General features: G+C 53.7%; 21 protein-coding genes and 1 other RNA gene. 6 read left to right on the top strand and 16 right to left on the bottom strand.

The window, feature by feature from the left end; genetic code table 11:
- Position 1 precedes the first annotated feature (1 nt).
- Together ACJ9N4_RS16430 and ACJ9N4_RS16425 are read left to right on the top strand one after the other, a co-directional pair.
- On the top strand, positions 2–646 hold the full coding sequence (locus ACJ9N4_RS16430) for an NAD(P)H-binding protein (protein WP_182272753.1): 645 nt from the start codon (positions 2–4) through the stop codon (positions 644–646).
- Positions 647–684: 38 nt separating this feature from the next.
- Positions 685–1,722 (top strand): permease, encoded by a 1,038-nt coding sequence (locus tag ACJ9N4_RS16425; protein ID WP_411500652.1) that lies wholly within the window; start codon positions 685–687, stop codon positions 1,720–1,722.
- Between the two features lie 53 nt (positions 1,723–1,775).
- Here the strand turns inward: ACJ9N4_RS16425 and dolP are convergent, their stop codons facing one another.
- From dolP to ACJ9N4_RS16405, 4 genes are read right to left on the bottom strand one after another with little or no spacing between them, the layout of a single operon-like run.
- Positions 1,776–2,351: a division/outer membrane stress-associated lipid-binding lipoprotein gene (gene dolP, locus ACJ9N4_RS16420; RefSeq protein ID WP_182272751.1), complete on the bottom strand. Its 576-nt coding sequence runs from the start codon at positions 2,349–2,351 to the stop codon at positions 1,776–1,778.
- Between the two features lie 9 nt (positions 2,352–2,360).
- Complete coding sequence (gene diaA, locus ACJ9N4_RS16415; RefSeq protein ID WP_003861754.1) at positions 2,361–2,951, bottom strand: DnaA initiator-associating protein DiaA; 591 nt, start codon at positions 2,949–2,951, stop codon at positions 2,361–2,363.
- Between the two features lie 20 nt (positions 2,952–2,971).
- Positions 2,972–3,367 carry a YraN family protein gene (locus ACJ9N4_RS16410; RefSeq protein WP_182272750.1) on the bottom strand — a complete coding sequence of 132 codons (396 nt, stop codon included), beginning with the start codon at positions 3,365–3,367 and terminating at the stop codon, positions 2,972–2,974.
- Positions 3,325–5,505, bottom strand: coding sequence for a penicillin-binding protein activator (locus tag ACJ9N4_RS16405; protein WP_411500651.1), 2,181 nt, complete (start codon positions 5,503–5,505; stop codon positions 3,325–3,327). Before ACJ9N4_RS16405 ends, ACJ9N4_RS16410 begins: the two co-directional genes overlap by 43 nt.
- A 60-nt stretch (positions 5,506–5,565) precedes the next feature.
- Between ACJ9N4_RS16405 and rsmI the strand changes: the two genes are divergently transcribed.
- The gene (gene rsmI, locus ACJ9N4_RS16400) at positions 5,566–6,429 is read left to right on the top strand and encodes a 16S rRNA (cytidine(1402)-2'-O)-methyltransferase (protein WP_182272748.1); all 864 of its coding nucleotides are present in this window, start codon (positions 5,566–5,568) and stop codon (positions 6,427–6,429) included.
- 114 nt (positions 6,430–6,543) lie between these two features.
- Here the strand turns inward: rsmI and ACJ9N4_RS16395 are convergent, their stop codons facing one another.
- From ACJ9N4_RS16395 to kbaZ, 12 genes are all read right to left on the bottom strand, one after another.
- Positions 6,544–7,254 (bottom strand): galactosamine-6-phosphate isomerase, encoded by a 711-nt coding sequence (locus ACJ9N4_RS16395; RefSeq protein ID WP_411500650.1) that lies wholly within the window; start codon positions 7,252–7,254, stop codon positions 6,544–6,546.
- On the bottom strand, positions 7,255–8,046 hold the full coding sequence (gene agaD / locus ACJ9N4_RS16390; protein ID WP_182272746.1) for a PTS galactosamine transporter subunit IID: 792 nt from the start codon (positions 8,044–8,046) through the stop codon (positions 7,255–7,257).
- The gene (gene agaC / locus ACJ9N4_RS16385; RefSeq protein WP_182918995.1) at positions 8,036–8,839 is read right to left on the bottom strand and encodes a PTS galactosamine transporter subunit IIC; all 804 of its coding nucleotides are present in this window, start codon (positions 8,837–8,839) and stop codon (positions 8,036–8,038) included. Before agaC ends, agaD begins: the two co-directional genes overlap by 11 nt.
- A 51-nt stretch (positions 8,840–8,890) precedes the next feature.
- Complete coding sequence (gene agaB, locus ACJ9N4_RS16380; RefSeq protein ID WP_182272744.1) at positions 8,891–9,367, bottom strand: PTS galactosamine transporter subunit IIB; 477 nt, start codon at positions 9,365–9,367, stop codon at positions 8,891–8,893.
- Positions 9,368–9,405: 38 nt separating this feature from the next.
- On the bottom strand, positions 9,406–10,281 hold the full coding sequence (gene kbaY, locus ACJ9N4_RS16375; RefSeq protein WP_182918994.1) for a tagatose-bisphosphate aldolase subunit KbaY: 876 nt from the start codon (positions 10,279–10,281) through the stop codon (positions 9,406–9,408).
- A gap of 12 nt (positions 10,282–10,293) precedes the next feature.
- Positions 10,294–11,442, bottom strand: a complete 1,149-nt coding sequence (locus ACJ9N4_RS16370) for an SIS domain-containing protein (protein WP_411500649.1) — start codon at positions 11,440–11,442, stop codon at positions 10,294–10,296.
- Between the two features lie 246 nt (positions 11,443–11,688).
- Positions 11,689–12,822 (bottom strand): N-acetylglucosamine-6-phosphate deacetylase, encoded by a 1,134-nt coding sequence (gene nagA / locus ACJ9N4_RS16365; protein WP_411500648.1) that lies wholly within the window; start codon positions 12,820–12,822, stop codon positions 11,689–11,691.
- On the bottom strand, positions 12,819–13,253 hold the full coding sequence (gene agaF, locus ACJ9N4_RS16360) for a PTS galactosamine/N-acetylgalactosamine transporter subunit IIA (protein WP_182272740.1): 435 nt from the start codon (positions 13,251–13,253) through the stop codon (positions 12,819–12,821). The genes nagA and agaF overlap by 4 nt, the downstream gene beginning before the upstream one ends.
- A 16-nt stretch (positions 13,254–13,269) precedes the next feature.
- The gene (agaE, locus tag ACJ9N4_RS16355; RefSeq protein ID WP_182272739.1) at positions 13,270–14,148 is read right to left on the bottom strand and encodes a PTS N-acetylgalactosamine transporter subunit IID; all 879 of its coding nucleotides are present in this window, start codon (positions 14,146–14,148) and stop codon (positions 13,270–13,272) included.
- The gene (agaW, locus tag ACJ9N4_RS16350) at positions 14,138–14,917 is read right to left on the bottom strand and encodes a PTS N-acetylgalactosamine transporter subunit IIC (RefSeq protein ID WP_182272738.1); all 780 of its coding nucleotides are present in this window, start codon (positions 14,915–14,917) and stop codon (positions 14,138–14,140) included. The genes agaE and agaW overlap by 11 nt, the downstream gene beginning before the upstream one ends.
- A 10-nt stretch (positions 14,918–14,927) precedes the next feature.
- Complete coding sequence (gene agaV, locus ACJ9N4_RS16345) at positions 14,928–15,401, bottom strand: PTS N-acetylgalactosamine transporter subunit IIB (protein WP_182272737.1); 474 nt, start codon at positions 15,399–15,401, stop codon at positions 14,928–14,930.
- A 20-nt stretch (positions 15,402–15,421) separates the two neighbouring features.
- Positions 15,422–16,729 (bottom strand): tagatose-bisphosphate aldolase subunit KbaZ, encoded by a 1,308-nt coding sequence (gene kbaZ, locus ACJ9N4_RS16340; protein ID WP_182918992.1) that lies wholly within the window; start codon positions 16,727–16,729, stop codon positions 15,422–15,424.
- Between the two features lie 239 nt (positions 16,730–16,968).
- Here kbaZ and ACJ9N4_RS16335 point away from each other — a divergent pair, with 239 nt between their 5' ends.
- The 3 genes from ACJ9N4_RS16335 (at position 16,969) to tdcA (ending at position 19,892) form a co-directional block, all read left to right on the top strand.
- On the top strand, positions 16,969–17,778 hold the full coding sequence (locus tag ACJ9N4_RS16335) for a DeoR family transcriptional regulator (protein WP_182272735.1): 810 nt from the start codon (positions 16,969–16,971) through the stop codon (positions 17,776–17,778).
- 127 nt (positions 17,779–17,905) lie between these two features.
- An RNA gene (rnpB, locus tag ACJ9N4_RS16330) (RNase P RNA component class A) lies at positions 17,906–18,284 on the top strand.
- A gap of 687 nt (positions 18,285–18,971) precedes the next feature.
- Entirely contained in the window at positions 18,972–19,892 is a 921-nt protein-coding gene (tdcA, locus tag ACJ9N4_RS16325) for a transcriptional regulator TdcA (RefSeq protein WP_182918991.1), read from the top strand.
- Positions 19,893–20,001: the final 109 nt, after the last annotated feature.

Here is a 20,001-nt window from a genome sequence, read left to right as displayed (position 1 = left end):
TATGAGTCAGGTGCTAATTACAGGCGCAACCGGGCTGGTAGGCGGGTATTTGCTACGACTGCTGATTCAGGAGCGCAAGGTGAATTACATCGCCGCGCCGACGCGCCGCCCGCTTGCTGATACCTCCGGTGTGTTTAATCCTCATGATCCTAATCTGACCGATGCGCTGGCGCAGGTGCGTGATCCCATTGATATTGCGTTTTGCTGCCTGGGCACGACCCGGCGTGACGCGGGCAGTAAAGCAGCGTTTGTGCATGCCGATTATGCGCTGGTTATTGATACTGCGCTCAGAGCCAAAAAGCTGGGTGCCAGACATCTGGTGGTGGTCAGTTCGATGGGGGCAAATGCAAACTCTCCCTTTTTCTATAACAAGGTAAAAGGAAAGATGGAGAAGGCGCTGATCGCGCAGAAGTGGGAATACCTGACGATCGTCCGCCCCTCTATGCTGCTTGGGCACCGCGAAAAACGGCGTTTTAATGAATCTGTCTTCGCTCCGTTGTTTACGTTGCTGCCCGGTAACTGGAAATCTATTGAAGCGCGGGATGTGGCGCGCGCGATGCTGAAAGAAGCGCTGGCTCCGTCTCAGGAGGGGGTGAATATCATCCCTTCGGCAAAACTGCGTGAAATCGCTCAGGGCGAGGCGTAAACTCCCCCGGCTAATTCTAACACTCTCCGGGGAATGCTATGACTGGTCAGTCTTCATCTCAGGCGGCAACACCTGTTCAATGGTGGAAACCCGCACTCTTCTTTCTCGTGGTTATTGTCGGCCTCTGGTATGTGAAATGGCAGCCGTATTACGGTAAAGCTTTCACCGCCGCCGATACCCACAGCATAGGTAAATCCATTCTCACTCAGGCCGATTCCAGCCCGCTGCAGGCGGCGTGGGATTATGCGATGGTCTATTTCCTTGCGGTCTGGAAAGCTGCCGTATTCGGCGTGATCCTGGGGTCGCTGATTCAGGTTCTTATTCCGCGTCACTGGCTGGTGAAAACCCTGGGTCAACCACGTTTTCAGGGCACCCTGCTGGGGACGATTTTTGCCCTTCCGGGGATGATGTGTTCTTGCTGTGCTGCACCTGTCGCCGCCGGAATGCGTCGCCAGCGCGTATCAATGGGCGGTGCGCTCGCGTTCTGGATGGGCAACCCGCTGTTAAACCCGGCAACGCTGGTATTTATGGGCTTTGTGCTTGGCTGGCATTTTGCCGTTATCCGTCTGGTGGCTGGGCTTCTGACGGTGCTGGTGGTGGCGACGCTGGTACAAAACCTGGTGAAAGACAACGAACCTGAGCCAGCCCCTGTCGAGCTGGAGATGGGGGAGCCGCAGGGTGGTTTCTTTGCGCGCTGGGGGAGTGCGCTGTGGCAGCTTTTCTGGAGCACAATCCCGGTTTATATCCTGGCGGTGCTGGTTCTGGGGGCCGCGCGTGTCTGGCTCTTCCCGCATGCGGACGGGGCAATCGACAATACGCTGCTGTGGGTAGTGGCGATGGCGGTTGCAGGTTGCCTGTTTGTGATCCCAACCGCGGCGGAAATCCCCATTGTGCAAACCATGATGCTGGCCGGTATGGGAACCGCCCCGGCGCTGGCGCTACTCATCACACTGCCGGCGATCAGCCTGCCGTCACTTATCATGCTGAGAAAGTCATTCCCGGCGAAAGCGCTGTGGCTGACTGCGGGGCTGGTGGCGTTAAGCGGGGTGATTGTGGGGTGTATTGCGCTGATATAAAAAAGCCCGGTAGCGTTGATGACGCCTACCGGGCCTGCAGTTTTGCGTTCTGCTTACTTGATATAGGTAAACGCGGTGGTGACGTGTTTCACACCGCTCACCCGGCTGGCGATATCGGCAGCCGCTTTCCCTTCACGATCGGTGACCAGACCCAGCAGGAACACTTCGCCATTTTCGGTCGTCACTTTCACGTTTGAGGATTTCACCTGGTCTGTACCCAACAGCTGGGAACGTACCTTGGTGGTGATCCAGGTATCGGAAGAGGCCGTGCCCAGGCCAATTGGCTGGCCCTGACGCACTTCATTAAACACTTCCGTGGTACCTTCTACACCCATCGCAATCTGTTTAGCACGTGAGGCGAGCTCCATATTCGGTGCCTGGCCTGCCAGCAGCACCTTGCCCTGATAAGCCGTCACGTTGATGCGCGCTTCTTTCTTAATTTGTTCATCTTTAGACAGCGCACTGTTGACGCGCAGCTCCAGCGTACCGTCATCTACCTGCGTACCCACAGAACGCGGGTCGGTTGCTGCCTTTGTACCTACAGCTGCGGTACCGACAACGGCCGCAGCAATACATCCCTGAAGTAACAGTGCAGACATAAGGACTGCGAGGGTCGATAAAGCCTTCATTAGTACTCCTTAATCATCCTGGTGAGGAAAAAGCGTGTTATCGATTAGGTCGCATAAGCAGTTTACCGTCAGCATATGCATTTCCTGAATACGCGCACTACGGTGAGAAGGGATGCGAATTTCCACATCCTGCGGCCCAAGCAGCCCCGCCAGTTCACCACCGTCATAGCCGGTTAATGCAACGATGGTCATGTCGCGAGTGACGGCGGCTTCAACGGCTTTGACGATATCCCGGCTGTTACCGCGCGTGGAGATCGCCAGTAGCACATCTCCGGCATGACCCAGGGCACGCACCTGCTTCGCGTAAATCTCGTCATGCAGACGATCGTTAGCAATCGCTGTTAAGACCACATTATCGGTATTTAGTGCAATGGCCGGTAAACTGGGGCGTTCTGTTTCAAAACGGTTGATCATGCTGGCAGCAAAATGCTGTGCGTTGGCGGCCGAGGTGCCATTGCCACAACAGAGGATTTTGTTGCCGTTCAACAGAGACTGTACCAGCGTCATTGCTGCGCGGGAGATCGCGTCCGGGAGGGCTTCCGCCGCAGCAATCTGAGTCTGAATGCTTTCTGTGAAGCACACTTTAATTCTTTCGAGCACGTTATCCCTTTAAATCTTATTTATGCGCCTTCGCCAAACGCGTTTTTAAGCCATTCGATCTCACTTCCGGTGAAGGCTATCACATCGAAACGGCAATCCACAGTATCAAAACTCCCATTATGGCGGGCAAGCCACAAGTGGGCAGTCTGTAATAATTTATGTTGTTTGGCGAGCGTCACGCTGGCGGCAGCACCGCCAAAACGGGAAGACTGTCGGTAGCGTACTTCAACAAACACGATAATTTGACCGTCTTTCATGATCAGGTCGATTTCGCCGCCACGTCCGCGAACGTTAGCGGCGATAAAGCGCAGTCCTTTGCCTTCAAGCCAGCGACGCGCTTTTAACTCCCACGCGTCACCGGTCTCTTTGCGGCTTAACTGGCCGGGACGATTTGCCCCTGCTGGTATTTGAGCCATGATAACTTCCTGTTAATCACGCAGTCCTGAGTTGCTGTCAGATCGCCCGTGTTGCCGTTCAGCTCAAAGCCTGGCACCTGGCGCATCTGGGTAAAGTGGTTCGCCAGCGCCCACGCATCGACACCCATCGCATACAGCCGCGCCAGAGAGTAATCGTTATGCACGGTACTCAGCGCTTGCTGCATCAGTGCAGGATTGCTGCCTGCCAGCATAGGGATTTCGCTGTATTGCAGACCTTCCATTTCCAGACGGAAATCCGGGCCGGCAGTACCTTGTGCGCTGCGGGAGCTGGCGTAAAGCGTTGCGCCGCTCTGGCTACCGTTACGCATAGCAATCATTGGCTTGATGAAGGCAATTTCTTCCGGTGTGGCCACAATATAGGCCGCGTCCACTTTGCCGCCACCGCTGATTTGCGCGTCGGTTGGTGGGGCAGGAATGGTCAGGCCGCCGATAGTTACGCCTTGCTGTTGTGGCAGGCTGGCAGAGACCGGGCTGCCATTAAGGGCGATACCTGTGCCGCCATTTACGCCCGCTCTCAGTTCAGAGGTCGAGCCAAATTTTTGCTGCAGCACAATACCGCCGCCCAGTTTCTGCCACTCTCCGGCAAACGCAGTGGCGACACGATCGCCCAGCGAACTACGTGGGATCAGCAACAGTGGAGCCTGTTTACCCTGCTCGTGAATATGACGTGCCGCATCGCGGGCTTCATCTTCCGGTGAAAGGGCGAAGTAGCAGATGTTGGCACGGTTTTGAACCTGCTCTGGCTGGTTGAGCGCCAGCACGTTCAGCGTGGTATTGCTCTTCATCAGCGATTCCACGTTATTTTTCAGCAGTGGGCCAACAACGATGCTTGCACCGTCCTGCTGAACCTGCGCCAGAACCTGATCGAGCGGCTGAGAGCTGGTGTCGTAGATTTTCAGCTCAGTGCCCGGGTTGGCGCTGGTGGTTGCCACACTCTGGGGCTGTGCTGCCTGCTGCGGTGCAGGTGCAGGTGCAGGTGCAGGCGCAGGTTGAGTAGTCTGTGGTTGCGGTGCTACTGCGGTGCTGGTCGCTGGAGCAGCCGGTGTTGCCACCGGAGCTTGAGCCGCCGGGGCAGGTGTGACAGCAGGTGCAGCTGCAGGCGTGGCAGGCGCGGTGACCGGGTTCTGCATGGTGCCCTGAGCTGGCGTTTGTGCTGTCGTCAGGTCACTGGTCTCTGCGGTGGAAGGGCTGACCACCTCGTTCACGTTCGCGGCCTGGGCCGCCTGAGCAGGAACGGCACTGCCTGTTACCGCAGGAGTACCGTTTTTCGCCGCTTCAAAGCCTTGCTGAATGGTACGGCCAAACACCGCCGCCTGGCCATTCAACGGCAGGAGCAGAGCGATTTTGCTGGTGGATGCAGGTTTAAAGTTCTGCACGTTTACCAGCTGTGTTGGCAGCATTTTCGCACCTGGGTTTTGTGGGTAGCGGGTTTGCCAGTCGGTAATACCCGCTTTCAGCATCTTCGGATCGTTGCGGTTGTTGAACCACATTTGCTGTAAGTCCAGCCAGCCCTGCAACACGTTTTCGTCTGCATTGATGACCAGCGCCTGGGCCTGTTCCTGAGTCATGGAGGCGAGCGTCTGCCAGGTAGCATCAATATTTTTCTGCTTGTCCGTCCCACCGAGGAGGGGCTCCTGAGCGACCAGAGCACGCAGCAGCGTCAGGGAAGGATGGCCCTGCTCTGCGGCGATACCGGCCTGCCAGAAACGAGCCTGCTGGTTTTTATCAAGCGTGCTCACGTCGATATTACCGAGGATCTTTTTCGCAGCCGCGAAATCTTTCAATGCCACTTTCAGTTCGGCAGACTGCAGCTCCTGCTCACGACGCTGAGTGTCGTTAAGATCTTTCGGCAACTGGTTGAACAGTTCGGCAGCCTGCTGGGTTTTCCCCTCTTTCAGGAGTGCACGAATGGCGAGTAATTGCCAGTTGGTCTTGGTATCATTTGAACTCTGCGACATTTGTTGCAGATAAAAGCCAGAATCAGCCTGGGCTGAACCCTGCATATGGGCAGTGGTTTGATCGGGTGCCTGGGTGCCACAGCCTGCGAAGATCAGGGCTGCCAGCAGAAGCGGCACGCTGCGCGTGGCTTTTTTTCGAAGAAACGTTAACGGTACCATACTGTATCCAGTGATTTTTTACGCAATGCTCAATATTAAATCGGTAATACGGACTAAACAATGAAACAACACGAAACGGCAGATAATTCTCAAGGCCAGCTTTATATTGTACCTACTCCTATCGGGAATTTGTCTGATATTACCCAACGTGCGCTCACTGTGTTGCAAGCTGTTGATTTGATTGCAGCTGAAGATACCCGTCATACCGGTTTACTGCTGCAACACTTCGCGATCAACGCCCGTTTGTTTGCCCTGCACGATCACAATGAGCAACAAAAAGCGGAAACGCTGGTGGCGAAGCTGAAAGAAGGGCAGAACATTGCGCTGGTATCCGACGCGGGGACGCCGTTGATTAACGACCCTGGCTACCATCTGGTGCGTACCTGCCGCGAAGCGGGGATCCGCGTGGTGCCTCTGCCGGGGCCGTGTGCTGCCATTGCGGCATTAAGCGCGGCGGGTCTGCCGTCCGATCGCTTCTGCTATGAAGGCTTCCTGCCTGCCAAATCTAAAGGCCGTCGTGATGTATTAAAAGATCTGGAAGCGGAACCGCGTACGCTGATTTTCTACGAATCCACTCACCGCCTGCTGGAAAGCCTGGAAGATATGGTTACCGTCTGGGGTGAGGCCCGCTATGTGGTGCTGGCTCGTGAGCTGACGAAAACCTGGGAAACCATCCACGGCGCGCCAGTGGGTGAACTGCTGGCATGGGTGAAGGAAGATGAAAACCGCCGCAAAGGCGAAATGGTGCTGATTGTTGAGGGGCATAAAGCGGAAGAAGATGCGCTCCCTGCTGATGCGCTGCGTACCCTGACGTTGCTGCAGGCGGAACTGCCGCTGAAGAAAGCTGCGGCGCTGGCGGCGGAGATCCACGGCGTGAAGAAGAATGCGCTGTATAAGTATGCGCTGGAGCAGCAGGGGGAGTAAAACCTGGCGCGTTTGTTTTGCCGGGTGGCGGTTGCGCCTTATCCGGCAAATCAAAAACAGTCGGAAAAGAAAAGGCAGGCAGATCATGCTGACCTGCCTGATACTCTCTGCATCTTACATCGTGCAATAAAGACAAGACGTTTTCGGGTGTAGCCAAAGGAAGGACGCCGGTACTTTCGTTGACACTTTCCCTTCTTTCATTGCCGAAAACGCTTGTTGTTTACCTTCTCCGGCCACTAGCAACAAAACGTCCTTTGCTGCCAGCATATCCTGCAAGCCTAGCGTGATGCCTTGTTCTACCGATGTGCCTGCCGCTCTGAGCATCTCATGCATCCGCGTACGTTCGTCGAGAGAGGTAATATGGCAACCTGGCTCCAGCCAGTCATCCGGTTCGTTTAGCCCCAGATGCCCGTTTTTGCCAATGCCTAACACGCAGAGATCCAGACCACCGCGCGCCGCGATGTCTCTGGTTACACGGTTACACTCATGTTGATCCGCTTTGTCAGAGGCAAATGCAATGTAGCGCTCAGGAGCAACGCCGAGTGGCTTAAGTAGATGTTGCTGCAGGAAGACCTCGCAGGTTGCAGGATTATCAGGTGCCAGTCCTACCCACTCATCCAGCTTCACAAAGGTCACTCCGCTGATATCGATCCCGTATGCTTTTACTTTGTCGACGAAACGTTGGTAGGTCAGCAGAGGGGTTGCTCCCGTTGCCACGCAAATCACCGCATCGGGCTTGCACTGAACCAGGGTCAGCAAATGCTTGCTGGCCGCTTCGCTCAGGCTTTCGTAGTCAGGATAGTCCTGAAAAGCGATCGTACTCATTTAAAGAACTCCGAAGGCAGAGCCGACAATGGCCAGCATAAAGGTAATTGCAATCAACAGCACAGGATGCGCTTTCTTCACGCGCAGCAGGTAATACATCAGCAGTGTGTACCCCATTGGCAAAATATTGGGGAACACTTTGTCGAAGAAATCCTGCTGGAGTGCAACATTATGGGTACTGTCGATGGCGAACGTCGTCACTACATTGATATGGACGTACGAGGCGATTAGCCCACCAATCACCGTAATCCCCAGTATGGTTGCCGAGCGGGCAATCATCTGCGAATTTTCCCGCACCTTATCGATCGCCTTGATCCCTACGGAATACCCTACGTGTGTCCAGCCGACGCGCAGGAAGAAAATCGCGAGATAAACAGCGAAGAAGAGGATGGGTCCCAGTAAATTTCCCTGGCTGGCGAAGGACGAGCAGATCCCGGCCATAATCGGCAGCAGCGTAAACCAAAAAATTGCATCCCCAATCCCGGCAATGGGCCCGAAGAGAGCCACTTTCAGCCCTTTGATCGTGCTGCGGTTTTCGCCTTTCTCTTCCATTGATATCAGCAAGCCCATCAGGAAGCCGACCAGGTTTGGGTGTGTGTTGATAAATTCCAGATGATCTTTCATCGCGGCACTCAGGCCGTCTTTATCGTCTTTATAGATCTTCTTAAGCACTGGCAGCATGGCCCAGGTAAACCCGCCTGCCTGCATACGTTCGTAGTTAAAGCTGGCCTGGAGCAAAGAGGAGCGGAATCCCAGGCGAGTGATGTCTTTTTTACTGATTTCAGATCCCATTGCTGTAGTCCTCTTCATCGTTTTTTACGCTCGAAGCGGGAGGCTGGGCGGCGTTTCTGGCTTTGGCGTTAAAGAATTCATACACCGCGAACCCGGCACCCAATACGGCGACAGGCAGCAAGTTGCTGACCTGGATGTAACAGACAAACAGAAAGCCAGCGATCAGATAAGGGATGTACTGTGCCTTAAACATCACGCGAAGCAGTAAGCCAAAGCCCACGGCAGGCAAAATACCCCCCGCGACTTCGAAGCCATGCGTGAGCCAGCCGGGCATCGCTTTTACCAGCGCCTGCATTGCACCCTGTGCCAGGTAGGTACAAAGAAAAGCGATAATGGCGTAAGTGCTGGCGACGATAAGCATTGTTGTCCAGTTGAGACGCGCAAATGCCGCAGTGTTAGCCTCTTCCGCACAGTTGTCCGCTTTGGACATAAACAGAGAAAATGCCGAGTAGAAGAACAGGATGACGTACTGCATCAGCAGGCTAAACGGCAGGCCAAGCCCGATGGCCGTTTTCGCATCAACCCCGGTTGACCAGGCGATAACGGTGGTCATCACCCCCGCCATAATGGGGTTAGGGGGCTGCACGCCACCGGCCGGTGTTAGCCCGGCAAACGCCAATTCGGTCAGCCCGCCGGTGATCAAGCCAATATGGATATCGCCCAGTATCGCTCCCGTAAGCGTACAGACGATGATAGGACGAAAAAGAAAAAGTGCTTCCAGCCAAAAATCGATTCCCAAAATGAAGACTAATGCTGCCAGAGATAAACCCTGAACTAATGTTATTTCATGCATTTTATTGCCTCGTAATCGTGACCCGCTTTTTAGAATGTCGAGACAGCGAAATTAGTCAGGAATGCCTTCTTTTGCATCACCAGGCACGTCCTGAATAAAGAGGTTTACGCCACTTCGTTTAATGAAACGAAGATTGCTCAGATCGTTATCGTCGACATAAACCTTGCTGCTGATCTGTTTCTTACCCTCAGAGAAATGCATATTTCCTACGTTGACGTCTTTCAGCGGCACGCCGCCTTCAATCAATTTCTTCACGGTTTCAGGTGTCCGGCATATCAGGAAAATTTTCTGATGCGGTGCGGCTTTCGCGATAATGGCTGTGGTTTTTTCAACAGAGAAAAACCGGATGCCAAACCCATAAGTCTCCGCCGTTATTCCCATTAACTTTTGCTGGATATCGTCTTTTGCCACCTCGTCATCAACGACTATCAACAAATTCGCGCCAATAGTGGATGTCCAGGTCACACCGACCTGGCCATGCACAAGGCGGTTGTCGATGCGGGTTAACAAAATGTTTGGCGTGCTCATATTTCTGCTCCTTAAGGCATTGTCTGGTGTTTACACATTTATACCGTCGCAGGGTTCAGCGTTAATTTATCTGCCGAGCCACAAACCATAATCTTGCTTCTGACCACCTCTTTCATGGCATCCATGCCGACCCGCATGTAGAAGCGCGGATCGTTGCCCTGTGGATTGTCGGCAAACCAGGCTTTAACCGCGTCTGAGAAGGCAATCTTCAGCTCGGTTGCCACGTTGACTTTGCAAACGCCCAGTTCGATAGTGCGGCGAACGTAGTCATCCGGCACATCGCTTGCACCGTGCAGTACCAGCGGTACACTCACCACTTCACGGATCTCGGCCAGCCGCTGGAAGTCTATTTTCGGACGTTTGGTATAGAGACCGTGCGCGGTACCAATAGCAACGGCAAGGCTGTCGACGCCGGTCAGTTCAACGAAGCGTTTCGCTTCCTGCGGGTCGGTCAGAAAGGCGCTTTCCGCATCGACGCTCATGTCATCTTCCACACCCCCCAGACGGCCCAGTTCGGCCTCGACGCTACAGTCGTTGAGGTGGCAGAAATCGACCACCGATTTCACCAGCTTCACGTTTTGCTCAAACGGATAATGGCTGCCGTCAATCATTGCGCTGCGCACACCGGCGTGGACTTTGCGACGAATATCATCCAGCGATTCATGGTGATCGAGATGCAGCGCCAGCGGCATGTCGTAAGTGAGGGAGTAAGCGCTGCACAGGGCGTAAATCTCTTCCAGCGCAATGTGCTTAAAGGTGCCCGGCGTGCCCGCGAGGATCACCGGCGATCGCATTTCACTGCACACTTCGAGGATCGCCTGGATCGTCTCAGCGTTATGGATGTTGAATGCCGGAACGGCATAGCCTTTTGCCTGAGCGTCCTGCAGAAGGTATTTCGTTGAGATAATGCTCATGATGCGATCCTCTTAAAGCTGCCACGGATGAATAACCACGCCCTGCACAACACGGTTAACCGTGCCGCTCGCCGATGGTGTATCTGGCGTATTGCCTACGTTAAGCGACTGCGTGAGCGCAAAGACCTGGGCGTACATCAGGAAGCAGAACGCCTGCTCCATATCGATAAACGGGCGGGAAGGTGGCAACAGGATATGCGGGCCAGCTTCAATGACCGGATCATTTTCAGCGGCGATAGCCACCACGCGCATGGCCTGGCGGTCGCGGCGCAGTTCCGCCAGTAGATCGAGATCGTACTGACGCGTATACGGATGGCTGGAGACAAACACCACCACCAGCGTTTCGTTATCTACAAGTGATTTAGGCCCGTGACGGAAACCGGTAGGCGAGTCATAAAAGGCCGCCAGTTTGCCTGCGGTCAGTTCCAGCACTTTCAGCGCCGATTCACGCGCTGCACCCTGCAGACCACCACTTCCCAGATAAACGATCCGTTTCCAGGAGTCGTTGCCAAAGACGCCGTGGCTGAAATCACCGAGCGAGGACAGGATCGCCTGACAGCGATCGGCGACGTCGCGGAAGGTTTGGCTGTTGATTGTTTCTGGCGCGAATACCGCCAGGCAGCTCGCCATCATGGTGGTAATGCTGCTGGTCATGGCGAACCCGCGATCGTGGGTTTCGGCAGGCATCAGCAGGGCAAAAGCGTTATCGCTGTCGACCGTGTTCTGGTACAAACTTCCCGCCTCATTGCAGGTTATCGACAGGTGGTAGCACTCCGGCACAAACTGATTCGTCAGTTCAACGGCGGCCACGCTTTCCGGACTATTGCCGGAGCGAGCAAAAGAGACCAACAACAGAGGATGCGCGGCGCTGAGATAATCCATTGGATTAGTGACCAGGTCGGTTGTCGGTACGGCAGTGATGCTTTTCCCGGTGTGGCTGGCGAGCCAGGGAGCAATGATGTCACCGATAAACGCGGATGTGCCCGCGCCAGTCAGCACGATCTTAAGATCGTGCTTGCGCAGCAACGGCATCAGGAAATTGTCGATCGAGGAACGCAGGCTATCAATGTTATTGAGCGAGCGGATCCAGCAAGTGGGTTGTTGGCGGATCTCTTCTTCGGTCCATGTGCCGGTTGTAGCGGGGGTGTTTGTTTCTGGCATAACTCAGTCCTTAGTCATGTGAATTCCACATCAGACGCTGGCAAACGTGTCGCTATCTTTCGTTTCGTTTCACTTGTTCACTTAAGCAGTTAAATAAAATCTATAGAAAAGAAATCGAAACTTCAATGAAAGAAAAGAAATAAAACGAAAAGTGTGATCGACAAAGAAAAGGAAAGATTTAAGGAAAGGAAAAAAAAGGCCTTACGATCGCACGTCGTAAGGCCAACAGGACATACAATGAAAGGGCTATAGGGGGAGAGCCTGGCCCTGGATCCAGATCTGCTGGAGGTGTAACCCAGCGTCCAGCGAGATAATATTTGCGCGTTTGCCCGGCGCTAACGATCCGAGCTGGTTATCAATACCCAGCAGGCGGGCAGGGTGCAGCGAAGCCATATGAATAGCGTCCTCTGCCGTTACCCGTGCATGCTCCACCATGTTACGCACTGCGGCATCCAGCGACAGCGTGCTGCCCGCCAGGCCACCGGAGGCGGTACGGACAACACCGCTTTGCATGGTGACCTCTTCACCACACAGCGTATAGCGCCCGTCCGGCATTCCTGCAGCCTGCATAGCATCGGTAATCAGTACCATACGATCCTTCGCGCAGCAGCTGCACAGCCGCATGGCACCCGGGTGGACGTGATGCCCGTCAGCAATCAGCTCCAGCCATGCCCGCGGGTCAGTCAGCCCTGCGCCCACCATGCCTGGTTCCCTGTGATGCAACCCCGTCATGCCGTTATAACAGTGCACCAGTCCATCTGCGCCCGCATCAAACGCAGAGAGGGTTTGATCGTAGGTGGCGGCACTGTGGCCCAGCATAACGCGTACACCCCGTTGTTTCAGGTGACGAATTGCCTCTAATGCGCCGGGTTTTTCTGGAGCAAGCGCCACCACGCTCAGGGTGTTTTGTGAGACAGCAATGAGCGCGTCCAGCTCAGCGATATCCAGCTCCCGGAACAGTTCCGGCGGATGCGCCCCTTTGTTCTGCGGCGTAAAGTACGGACCTTCCAGATAACTACCCAGAATTTGTGCCCCGGGGCCACCGTTTTGACAGCGCCGGGCGATTCGCCTGAGTGCCCCGTGGATAGCCTCAAGCGGCGCGGTGACGGTGGTGGGCAAAAATGCACCCACCCCTTCACGCGCTTTATGCAGGGCTAACGTATCCAGCACATCTGGTGCATCATCCATGACATCCACGCCCGCACCGCCATGCACGTGGGTATCAATATATGCCGGGCAAAGCAGTTCGGCATCACGAGCGGTAACGCCCGCTGGGATGGGGTCAATTGCCGTGATCACCCCGTGCGCCATGCAGAGCTGGTGGTCGTTCAACCAGCCCTGTTTTGTGAGAACACGGCGCGCGCGCAGCAGCTGGCTCATATCCCTTCCTCAGCCGGTGCTTCCTCGTGACAGCGTCCCAGTTCATCCACCAGGCTCGTCAGGCCACGATGCCCGCACTCCAGCGCCTGCAGTCGAAACGCTTCGCTGCTTAACCCATCGCGATCCAGTACCATCTCCAGCAATAACTGCAGGTTAGTACCGGTTATCACTTCACTGCCCGGTTTTTGCATCGCGAGCGTTGAAGCCACGCGGAACGGTGTGCCGCCCAGCAGATCGGTGAGAAACACAATATCGTGCTGCTCGTCCAGCTCGCTCATCGCCTGTTCGAGCTGGGCGGTCAACCGCGCGGTGGTGGACGTTTCCGGAAAATCGATGGCGATAAACTGCGGTTGTTCGCCGAGGATTTGCTTCATCGCCTGCTCAAGCCCACTGGCAAAACCGCCGTGACCCGTCAAAATAATGCCTAACATCGCAACCTCTTTGCTTTTACAGGAAGTGACAGAACTTACCCACAACGCCCAGTACCACGGTAATGCCAATCAGGCGCAGCGGGCTCCAGCCACGGCGTACCAGCCAGAACATGGTCAGGGTATAGACCAGCGGCAGGAAGGCGGGCATGAGCTTGTCGATGACGTCGGTTTGCAGTTTAACGACCGCATCACCCGCCTTGATTTCGAGCGTAGTGTTCAGGCGTACATAAGTTGCCACCAGTGCGCCAATTACCGTCATCCCGACGATGGAGGCCGCATGACCGACCTTTTTGGTGTTGGCTTTGATCAGCGGAATCGCTGCTACGCCCATTCTGTAAGCGTAGTGCGCCAGGCCAAAACGCAGGCCGAGATGCACCACGTTAAACAGCACGATAAAGACCACCGCGCCAAGAATGGAGCCTTGCAATGCCAGACTGGCACCAATACCACCGCAAATGGGAAGTAAGGTCAGCCAGAACATCGCGTCACCGATACCACCGAGCGGTGCGCCTACGGCAATTTTGGTGCTCTGAATGCTGTTCACATCCTGCTTAGAGCGCTCCATTGCCAGAATGATGCCGATAACAAAGGTCACGAGGAATGGGTGGGTGTTGAAGAAGCCCATGTGACCTTTCATGGCGCGTGCCAGATCCCGCTTGTTGGTGTGGATCTTTTTCAGCGCAGGCAACAGACCATACAACCAGCCGGACGCCTGCATACGTTCGTAGTTGAACGATGCCTGCAGCAGCATAGAGCGCCAGGCGACGCGGTTAATATCTTTTTTCGTCAGCTCGGCACCGATGGTTTGGTCTTCGTAGACGTTTTCATTGACGCCGGTGAGCAGGGTCTCTTCGCTTTCAGAAATACCCGGCAGAGTGGTTTGATTAGATGCCATCTTCGAATTCCTCTTTCTGGGCTGAAGGAGCCGTCGGTTCAGGAGATTTACGCAGCAGGTCGATCAGGGCCATCGCCAGGGCAGCAGCCGCAATGGCCAGCACCGGAAGTTTGAGCCAGGCTGCAGCCACAAAACCGATAATGAAGTACGGGATGTAGACGTTTTTCATCATGATCTTCAGCAACACAGCAAAGCCGATAGCTGGCATGATGCCGCCCGCGACGCCGAGGCCGTCAATCAGACGTTCCGGCAGAACATCAATGGCGGTTTTCGCGTGTTCAGCACCAAAGTAGATCGGCAGGAAAGCGCACAGGAAATAGAAGACGCCGAGCGCCAGCAGTGCCAGATAGTTGACCCGTTCAATACCGCGAGTGTCGGCATTGGCCGCCATACGATCGCAGCGGGACATTACGCCGGACATCACCGAGAACAGGAAAGTGATCCCCATCTGAACGGCAACAGCAAACGGAACGGCGACGCCAACGGCAACATCTGGCTTCACTCCTGTGCTGATGGCAAACGCGGTACCCACGATGGTACCGATAATTACGTTTGGTGGTTGCGCGCCAGCCAGAGGAGCCAGTCCCATCCAGACCAGTTCTAACGTACCGCCAGTCAGAATACCGGTGTGCAGATCGCCCAGGATCAGGCCGACCAGTGGCCCAAGTACCACCGGGCGGTGCATATGTGTTAAGCCGTTAAACATATCCAGGCCGGCGATAAAGGCGAGAATGCCCAGCGCAAAGGCCTGCAACAGACTAATTTCCATTGTGAATCCCTCAGAGCAGTTTAAAGAGATCCAAAGCAGCCTCTGTCGGAACGCCCTGAACGAAGCATTCCACCCCGGCGGTTTTCAGGCCGTTGAACGCAGTGATATCGTTCGCGTCTACAGAGACCGTTTTGGCAATTTGTTGTTTGCCGTTGGCATAATGCATATTTCCTACGTTGATACGGGTGATGGGCACACCGCCCTCAACCAGCGTCAAAAAATCTGTGGGCGATTTACAGACCAGCAGAATTTTCTGGCGATCGGCAGCGCGGTGAATGTTGTCGATCACTTTTTGTAACGACCAGAAGCGCACGGCGATCCCTTCCGCGAGCACCATTTCCATCAGGTTTTGTTGAACCGGATCTTCTGCAACCTCGTCATTCGCCACCAGAACCAGGTTCGCCCCGGCGAATCCAACCCACTGCACACCTACCTGACCGTGAATTAAACGTTCATCAATGCGGCATAAGACAATGTTTGGCATAGCGTTTTCCTCTTTTTTAATTATACGTGTTGAGTCGTTACGCCTTCGCAGGCGGTGTGGTACTGCTGGAGTATGTCCTGAATGTGGTCGATGATGAGTTCCCGCGGTGTTGACTTGAGAGCACCCTCGCGAACTTTGCTGTATTGCAGCGGGAGGTACTGGCTGATCAGCGGCAGCGGAACAGGGTCATCTGCCAGGTTGCGCACCAGTCGCTCGAAGGCATTGTCAATCTGGTTGTCTGGCCAGTAATAACGCACGCGGTCAGAGTAGCTATAGCCACGCGCCAGGCGTCGCGCATTACCGTCACCGTGATAGTGGCTCTGCCAGTATTCCGGGCGATCGAGCATCACGTTTTCCAGCACGTGACGCAGGCCAGAGCTGGCTTTAGCCGGCAACAGTTCCTCTTCAATAGCAGCCAGAGAGAACAGTGCTTCGCGCAGGGCGAAGGTGAGCGCCGGGCCAACTTTCAGGATCGCAAAGTGATCTTTCACCAGTTGGCGCAACGCCTGCGGCGTCTGGTAATCGGTGGAGTGCGCTTCAAACACCAGCGTGTCGTATGCTTCAACCATGTCACTCAGCGCGACGGCTTTGTGTGGCTGATAGTCGCAGATGTGTGCGTGGTCGAACTCTACGCCGGGCTGAACCACCAGGCCAATAATGCGCGGCCAGATGTCGTTTAAGCCTTCCTTTTCAAACGCGTGGCGGTGCGCCTCAAGTGTGGCACGCGCAGCTTCAGGTGTGGTGACGTCGAGTTCGGTCAGCGTCTCATGTGCGCCGCCCGGCACAGGAACCTCAGTGCCGATAACATAGACCAGGTCAGAGACACCAAACTGTTCGCGGCAGGTTGCTTCGGCAATTTTTGCCAGACGTGCTGCGCGTTCGGCGACGATAGCGTCGGTTAAGGGAACCGGATCGTCCTCACAGGACATGCTGCAGTCGAGGTGGATCTTTTTGAATCCGGCTGCGACATAGCTTTTGATCAGATCGTCGGCATTTGCCATCGCCTGAAGCGCAGGCAGGTTTTGCCAGCGGTTTGGGCCAAGATGATCCCCGCCGAAGATCAGCTGTGATGTCGGGAAACCGAGTGACTCCGCCAGCTGGCAGACAAACCCATGGAAATCGGCGGGTGTCATGCCGGTATAACCCCCGAACTGATCCACCTGGTTAGAGGTGGCTTCAATCAACAGCGGCGTATGATGCGAATGGGCGTAACGAATTGCAGCTTCAAGTACCAACGGATGTGCGGAACAGACGGCATAAATCCCGTTTGAATTCCCCCGTTTATGTTGTTCCACCATTTCTGTCAGATGTTTCACTTTCCTCTCCATTTCGGATGGTGATGGTATTCATCTTTCGTTTTGTTTCATTTGATACTGCATTATGGTGTTGTAAAAATAAAACGAAAGATAATAGTTTTCCGATCTGTTTCACAAAAGAAACATAATGAAAGGTTTCAGCGCCGGGAGAAGCGGCTTATGATGGCCTGACAGGGCTTGCATTCCCGTAAAAGAAAGGCCTTAATAAGTAAAACGAAATGAAACGAAAGTTTATTGATTAAGGAACTCCTATGAGCAGCACCGATTCTTCCGCAGAAAAGCGCATCGTCGGCACCAGTGAAAGGCGAGAACAAATCATTCAGCGGTTGCGGGCGCAGGGAAGTGTACAGGTTAACGATCTTTCGCATTTATACGGCGTGTCGACGGTGACGATCCGCAATGACCTGGCGTTTCTTGAGAAACAAGGCATTGCCGTACGCGCTTATGGTGGCGCGCTGATTTGTGAAGGCAATGTGCCAGGTGCGGAGCCTTCCGTGGAAGACAAAAGCTCGCTGAATACGGCGGTAAAGCGCAGCATCGCGCAGGTGGCTGCCGGGCTGGTGAAGCCTGGGCATCGCATCATTCTGGACTCCGGCACCACGACGTTTGAAATCGCCCGTATGCTTCGTCAGCATACGGATGTGATTGCCATGACCAACGGGATGAACGTGGCGAACGCCTTGCTGGAAGCGGAAGGGGTTGAGTTGCTGATGACCGGCGGGCATTTGCGCCGCCAGTCGCAATCTTTCTATGGCGATCAGGCCGAGCAGTCATTACAGAATTACCACTTTGACCTGCTGTTCCTGGGTGTCGACGCCATCGATCTCGATCGTGGTGTGAGCACACACAATGAGGATGAAGCCCGGCTGAATCGCAAGATGTGCGAGGTAGCAGAGCGGATCATCGTCGTGACCGATTCCAGCAAATTTAACCGCTCCAGTCTGCATAAGATTATTGATACGCAACGGATTGATATGATTATTGTCGATGAAGGGATCCCGGCGGAGAGCCTGGAAGGATTGCGGAAAAGTGGCGTTGAGGTGGTGCTGGTGAAGGGATGATTTTTGGCTCGCCCCAGGAATCTGGTAAAGAAAGTCTTCCTGCCATCAGTGGCGCTCAGACGATAGTGAAGACAGGGATATACACGCAAAGGTGACAGCGGCGGCTAAACCCTCTATACTTCGCGCCGAAGCTGACCAGACAGTCGCCGCTTCGTCGTCGTCCCCTTTCGGGGGGAGACGGGCGGAGGGGAGGAAAGTCCGGGCTCCATAGGGCAGGGTGCCAGGTAACGCCTGGGGGGGAAACCCACGACCAGTGCAACAGAGAGCAAACCGCCGATGGCCTGCGCAAGCAGGATCAGGTAAGGGTGAAAGGGTGCGGTAAGAGCGCACCGCGCGGCTGGTAACAGTCCGTGGCACGGTAAACTCCACCCGGAGCAAGGCCAAATAGGGGTTCACATGGTACGGCCCGTACTGAACCCGGGTAGGCTGCTTGAGCCAGTGAGCGATTGCTGGCCTAGATGAATGACTGTCCACGACAGAACCCGGCTTATCGGTCAGTTTCACTTCTTAAAGAACCCCGCTTCGGCGGGGTTTTTGCTTTTGGTTTTTTGTAGGTTGCGTAAGCGAAGCGCCCCCCGGCAATGTTTGCAAACGACATCAATTCTCAATTTTGCGACACTAAGCACATTTCACTATTTTTACCGCGATGGATTTTATTCATCATCCACTGGTGATCGTAATCACAAAATTTCGCACTGAAAAATGGTTATTTTCCAGTGTTTTTTATTTGTTAATAATGTTGCTCTAATGATGTCTGATTTTATCTTATTTGATAAACATATATTGAATCCAAAAACATTTTCCCAATGAATGTGTGATGTATCCCACTATTTAGACCCGGTCAGTAAACGCGTTGTCAATTTATTTGATAAAACATAAGATTATTTTAATTGCGCGGTGATTGTTTATTAGCCTTTAATTGCCTGAAAGATAGTCTTAATTGATATTTTAAAGTGTGAAAGATTCATCGTGGTTATCGCCATAAAATAAATTTATTACTGCTATTTTTGTTGATAAATGTCATTCAAATAATGTATTCGATAATGTTTATGTTGTTGATTTTTATGTTTTTTATTGTGTTTTTTGACGGTGGGTAATGATGCGAAAAGGCAAATTGTGAGTAACAGCACATACCCCCCGAAACAATATTGAGTAGAATCCACCCCGTCATAGGGAAATATACGCAGAATATTATGAACACTATTATTCTACCGAAAACACAGCACCTTGTTGTATTTCAGGAAGTCATTAAAAGTGGCTCCATAGGTTCTGCTGCAAGACAACTGGGGTTGACGCAACCCGCGGTCAGCAAAATTATCAGCGATATCGAATCCTACTTCGGCGTTGAAGTCATGGTGCGGAAAAACACCGGCGTAAAACTGACCGCGGCAGGCCAGGTTCTGCTGTCATACTCTGAGTCGATCACCCGTGAAATGAAAAACATGGTGAGCGAAATTAACAGCCTCAGTTTCAGCACCGTCATGGATGTCTCCTTTGGCTATCCGTCGCTGATTGGCTTCACTTTCCTGTCAGAAATGATCAAAAAATTCAAGGAAGTGTTCCCAAAAGCACGAGTTTCCATGTATGAAGCGCAGCTCTCTTCTTTCCTGCCCGCCATTCGTGATGGTCGACTGGATTTCGCCATTGGCACGCTGAGCGATGAAATGCTGCTGCAGGATCTCCACGTTGAGCCACTGTTTGAATCCGAGTTTGTACTGGTGGCAAGCAAATCACGAACGTGTACCGGATCGACTACATTGGCATCGCTCACGCATGAACAGTGGGTGATGCCGCAAACCGATATGGGCTACTACAAAGAACTTCTGACCACCCTGCAAGACAACCACATCAGCATTGAAAATATCGTCCAGACCGATTCCGTCGTCACCATTTATAACCTTGTCCTGAATGCCGATTACCTGACGGTCATTCCGCGCGACATGATTGCACCGTTCGGTTCTGACCAGTTTATTGTCCTGCCAGTTGAAGATGAATTACCCGTAGCACGGTATGCCGCGGTGTGGTCGAAAAATTATCGTATTAAAAAATCGGCGTCAGTATTAGTTGAACTGGCAAAACAATATTCGTCACTCGACAGTGAAAGACGACGATGATTAATTAATTATCTGATTGACGTTAAATCTCTTAAAAAACACCCAGAGCTTATTTTACCGATGCTCTGATACCCTGACTTTGCCTGAAGAAAACGAATTATTATAACGA

The sequence above is a fragment of the Enterobacter sp. LM3 genome (genome assembly GCF_046622475.1).
Taxonomy (GTDB): domain Bacteria; phylum Pseudomonadota; class Gammaproteobacteria; order Enterobacterales; family Enterobacteriaceae; genus Enterobacter; species Enterobacter cloacae_P.
The sequence above is the reverse complement of the archived record's forward strand: the minus strand, read 5'-3'. Positions and strand labels throughout refer to the sequence as shown.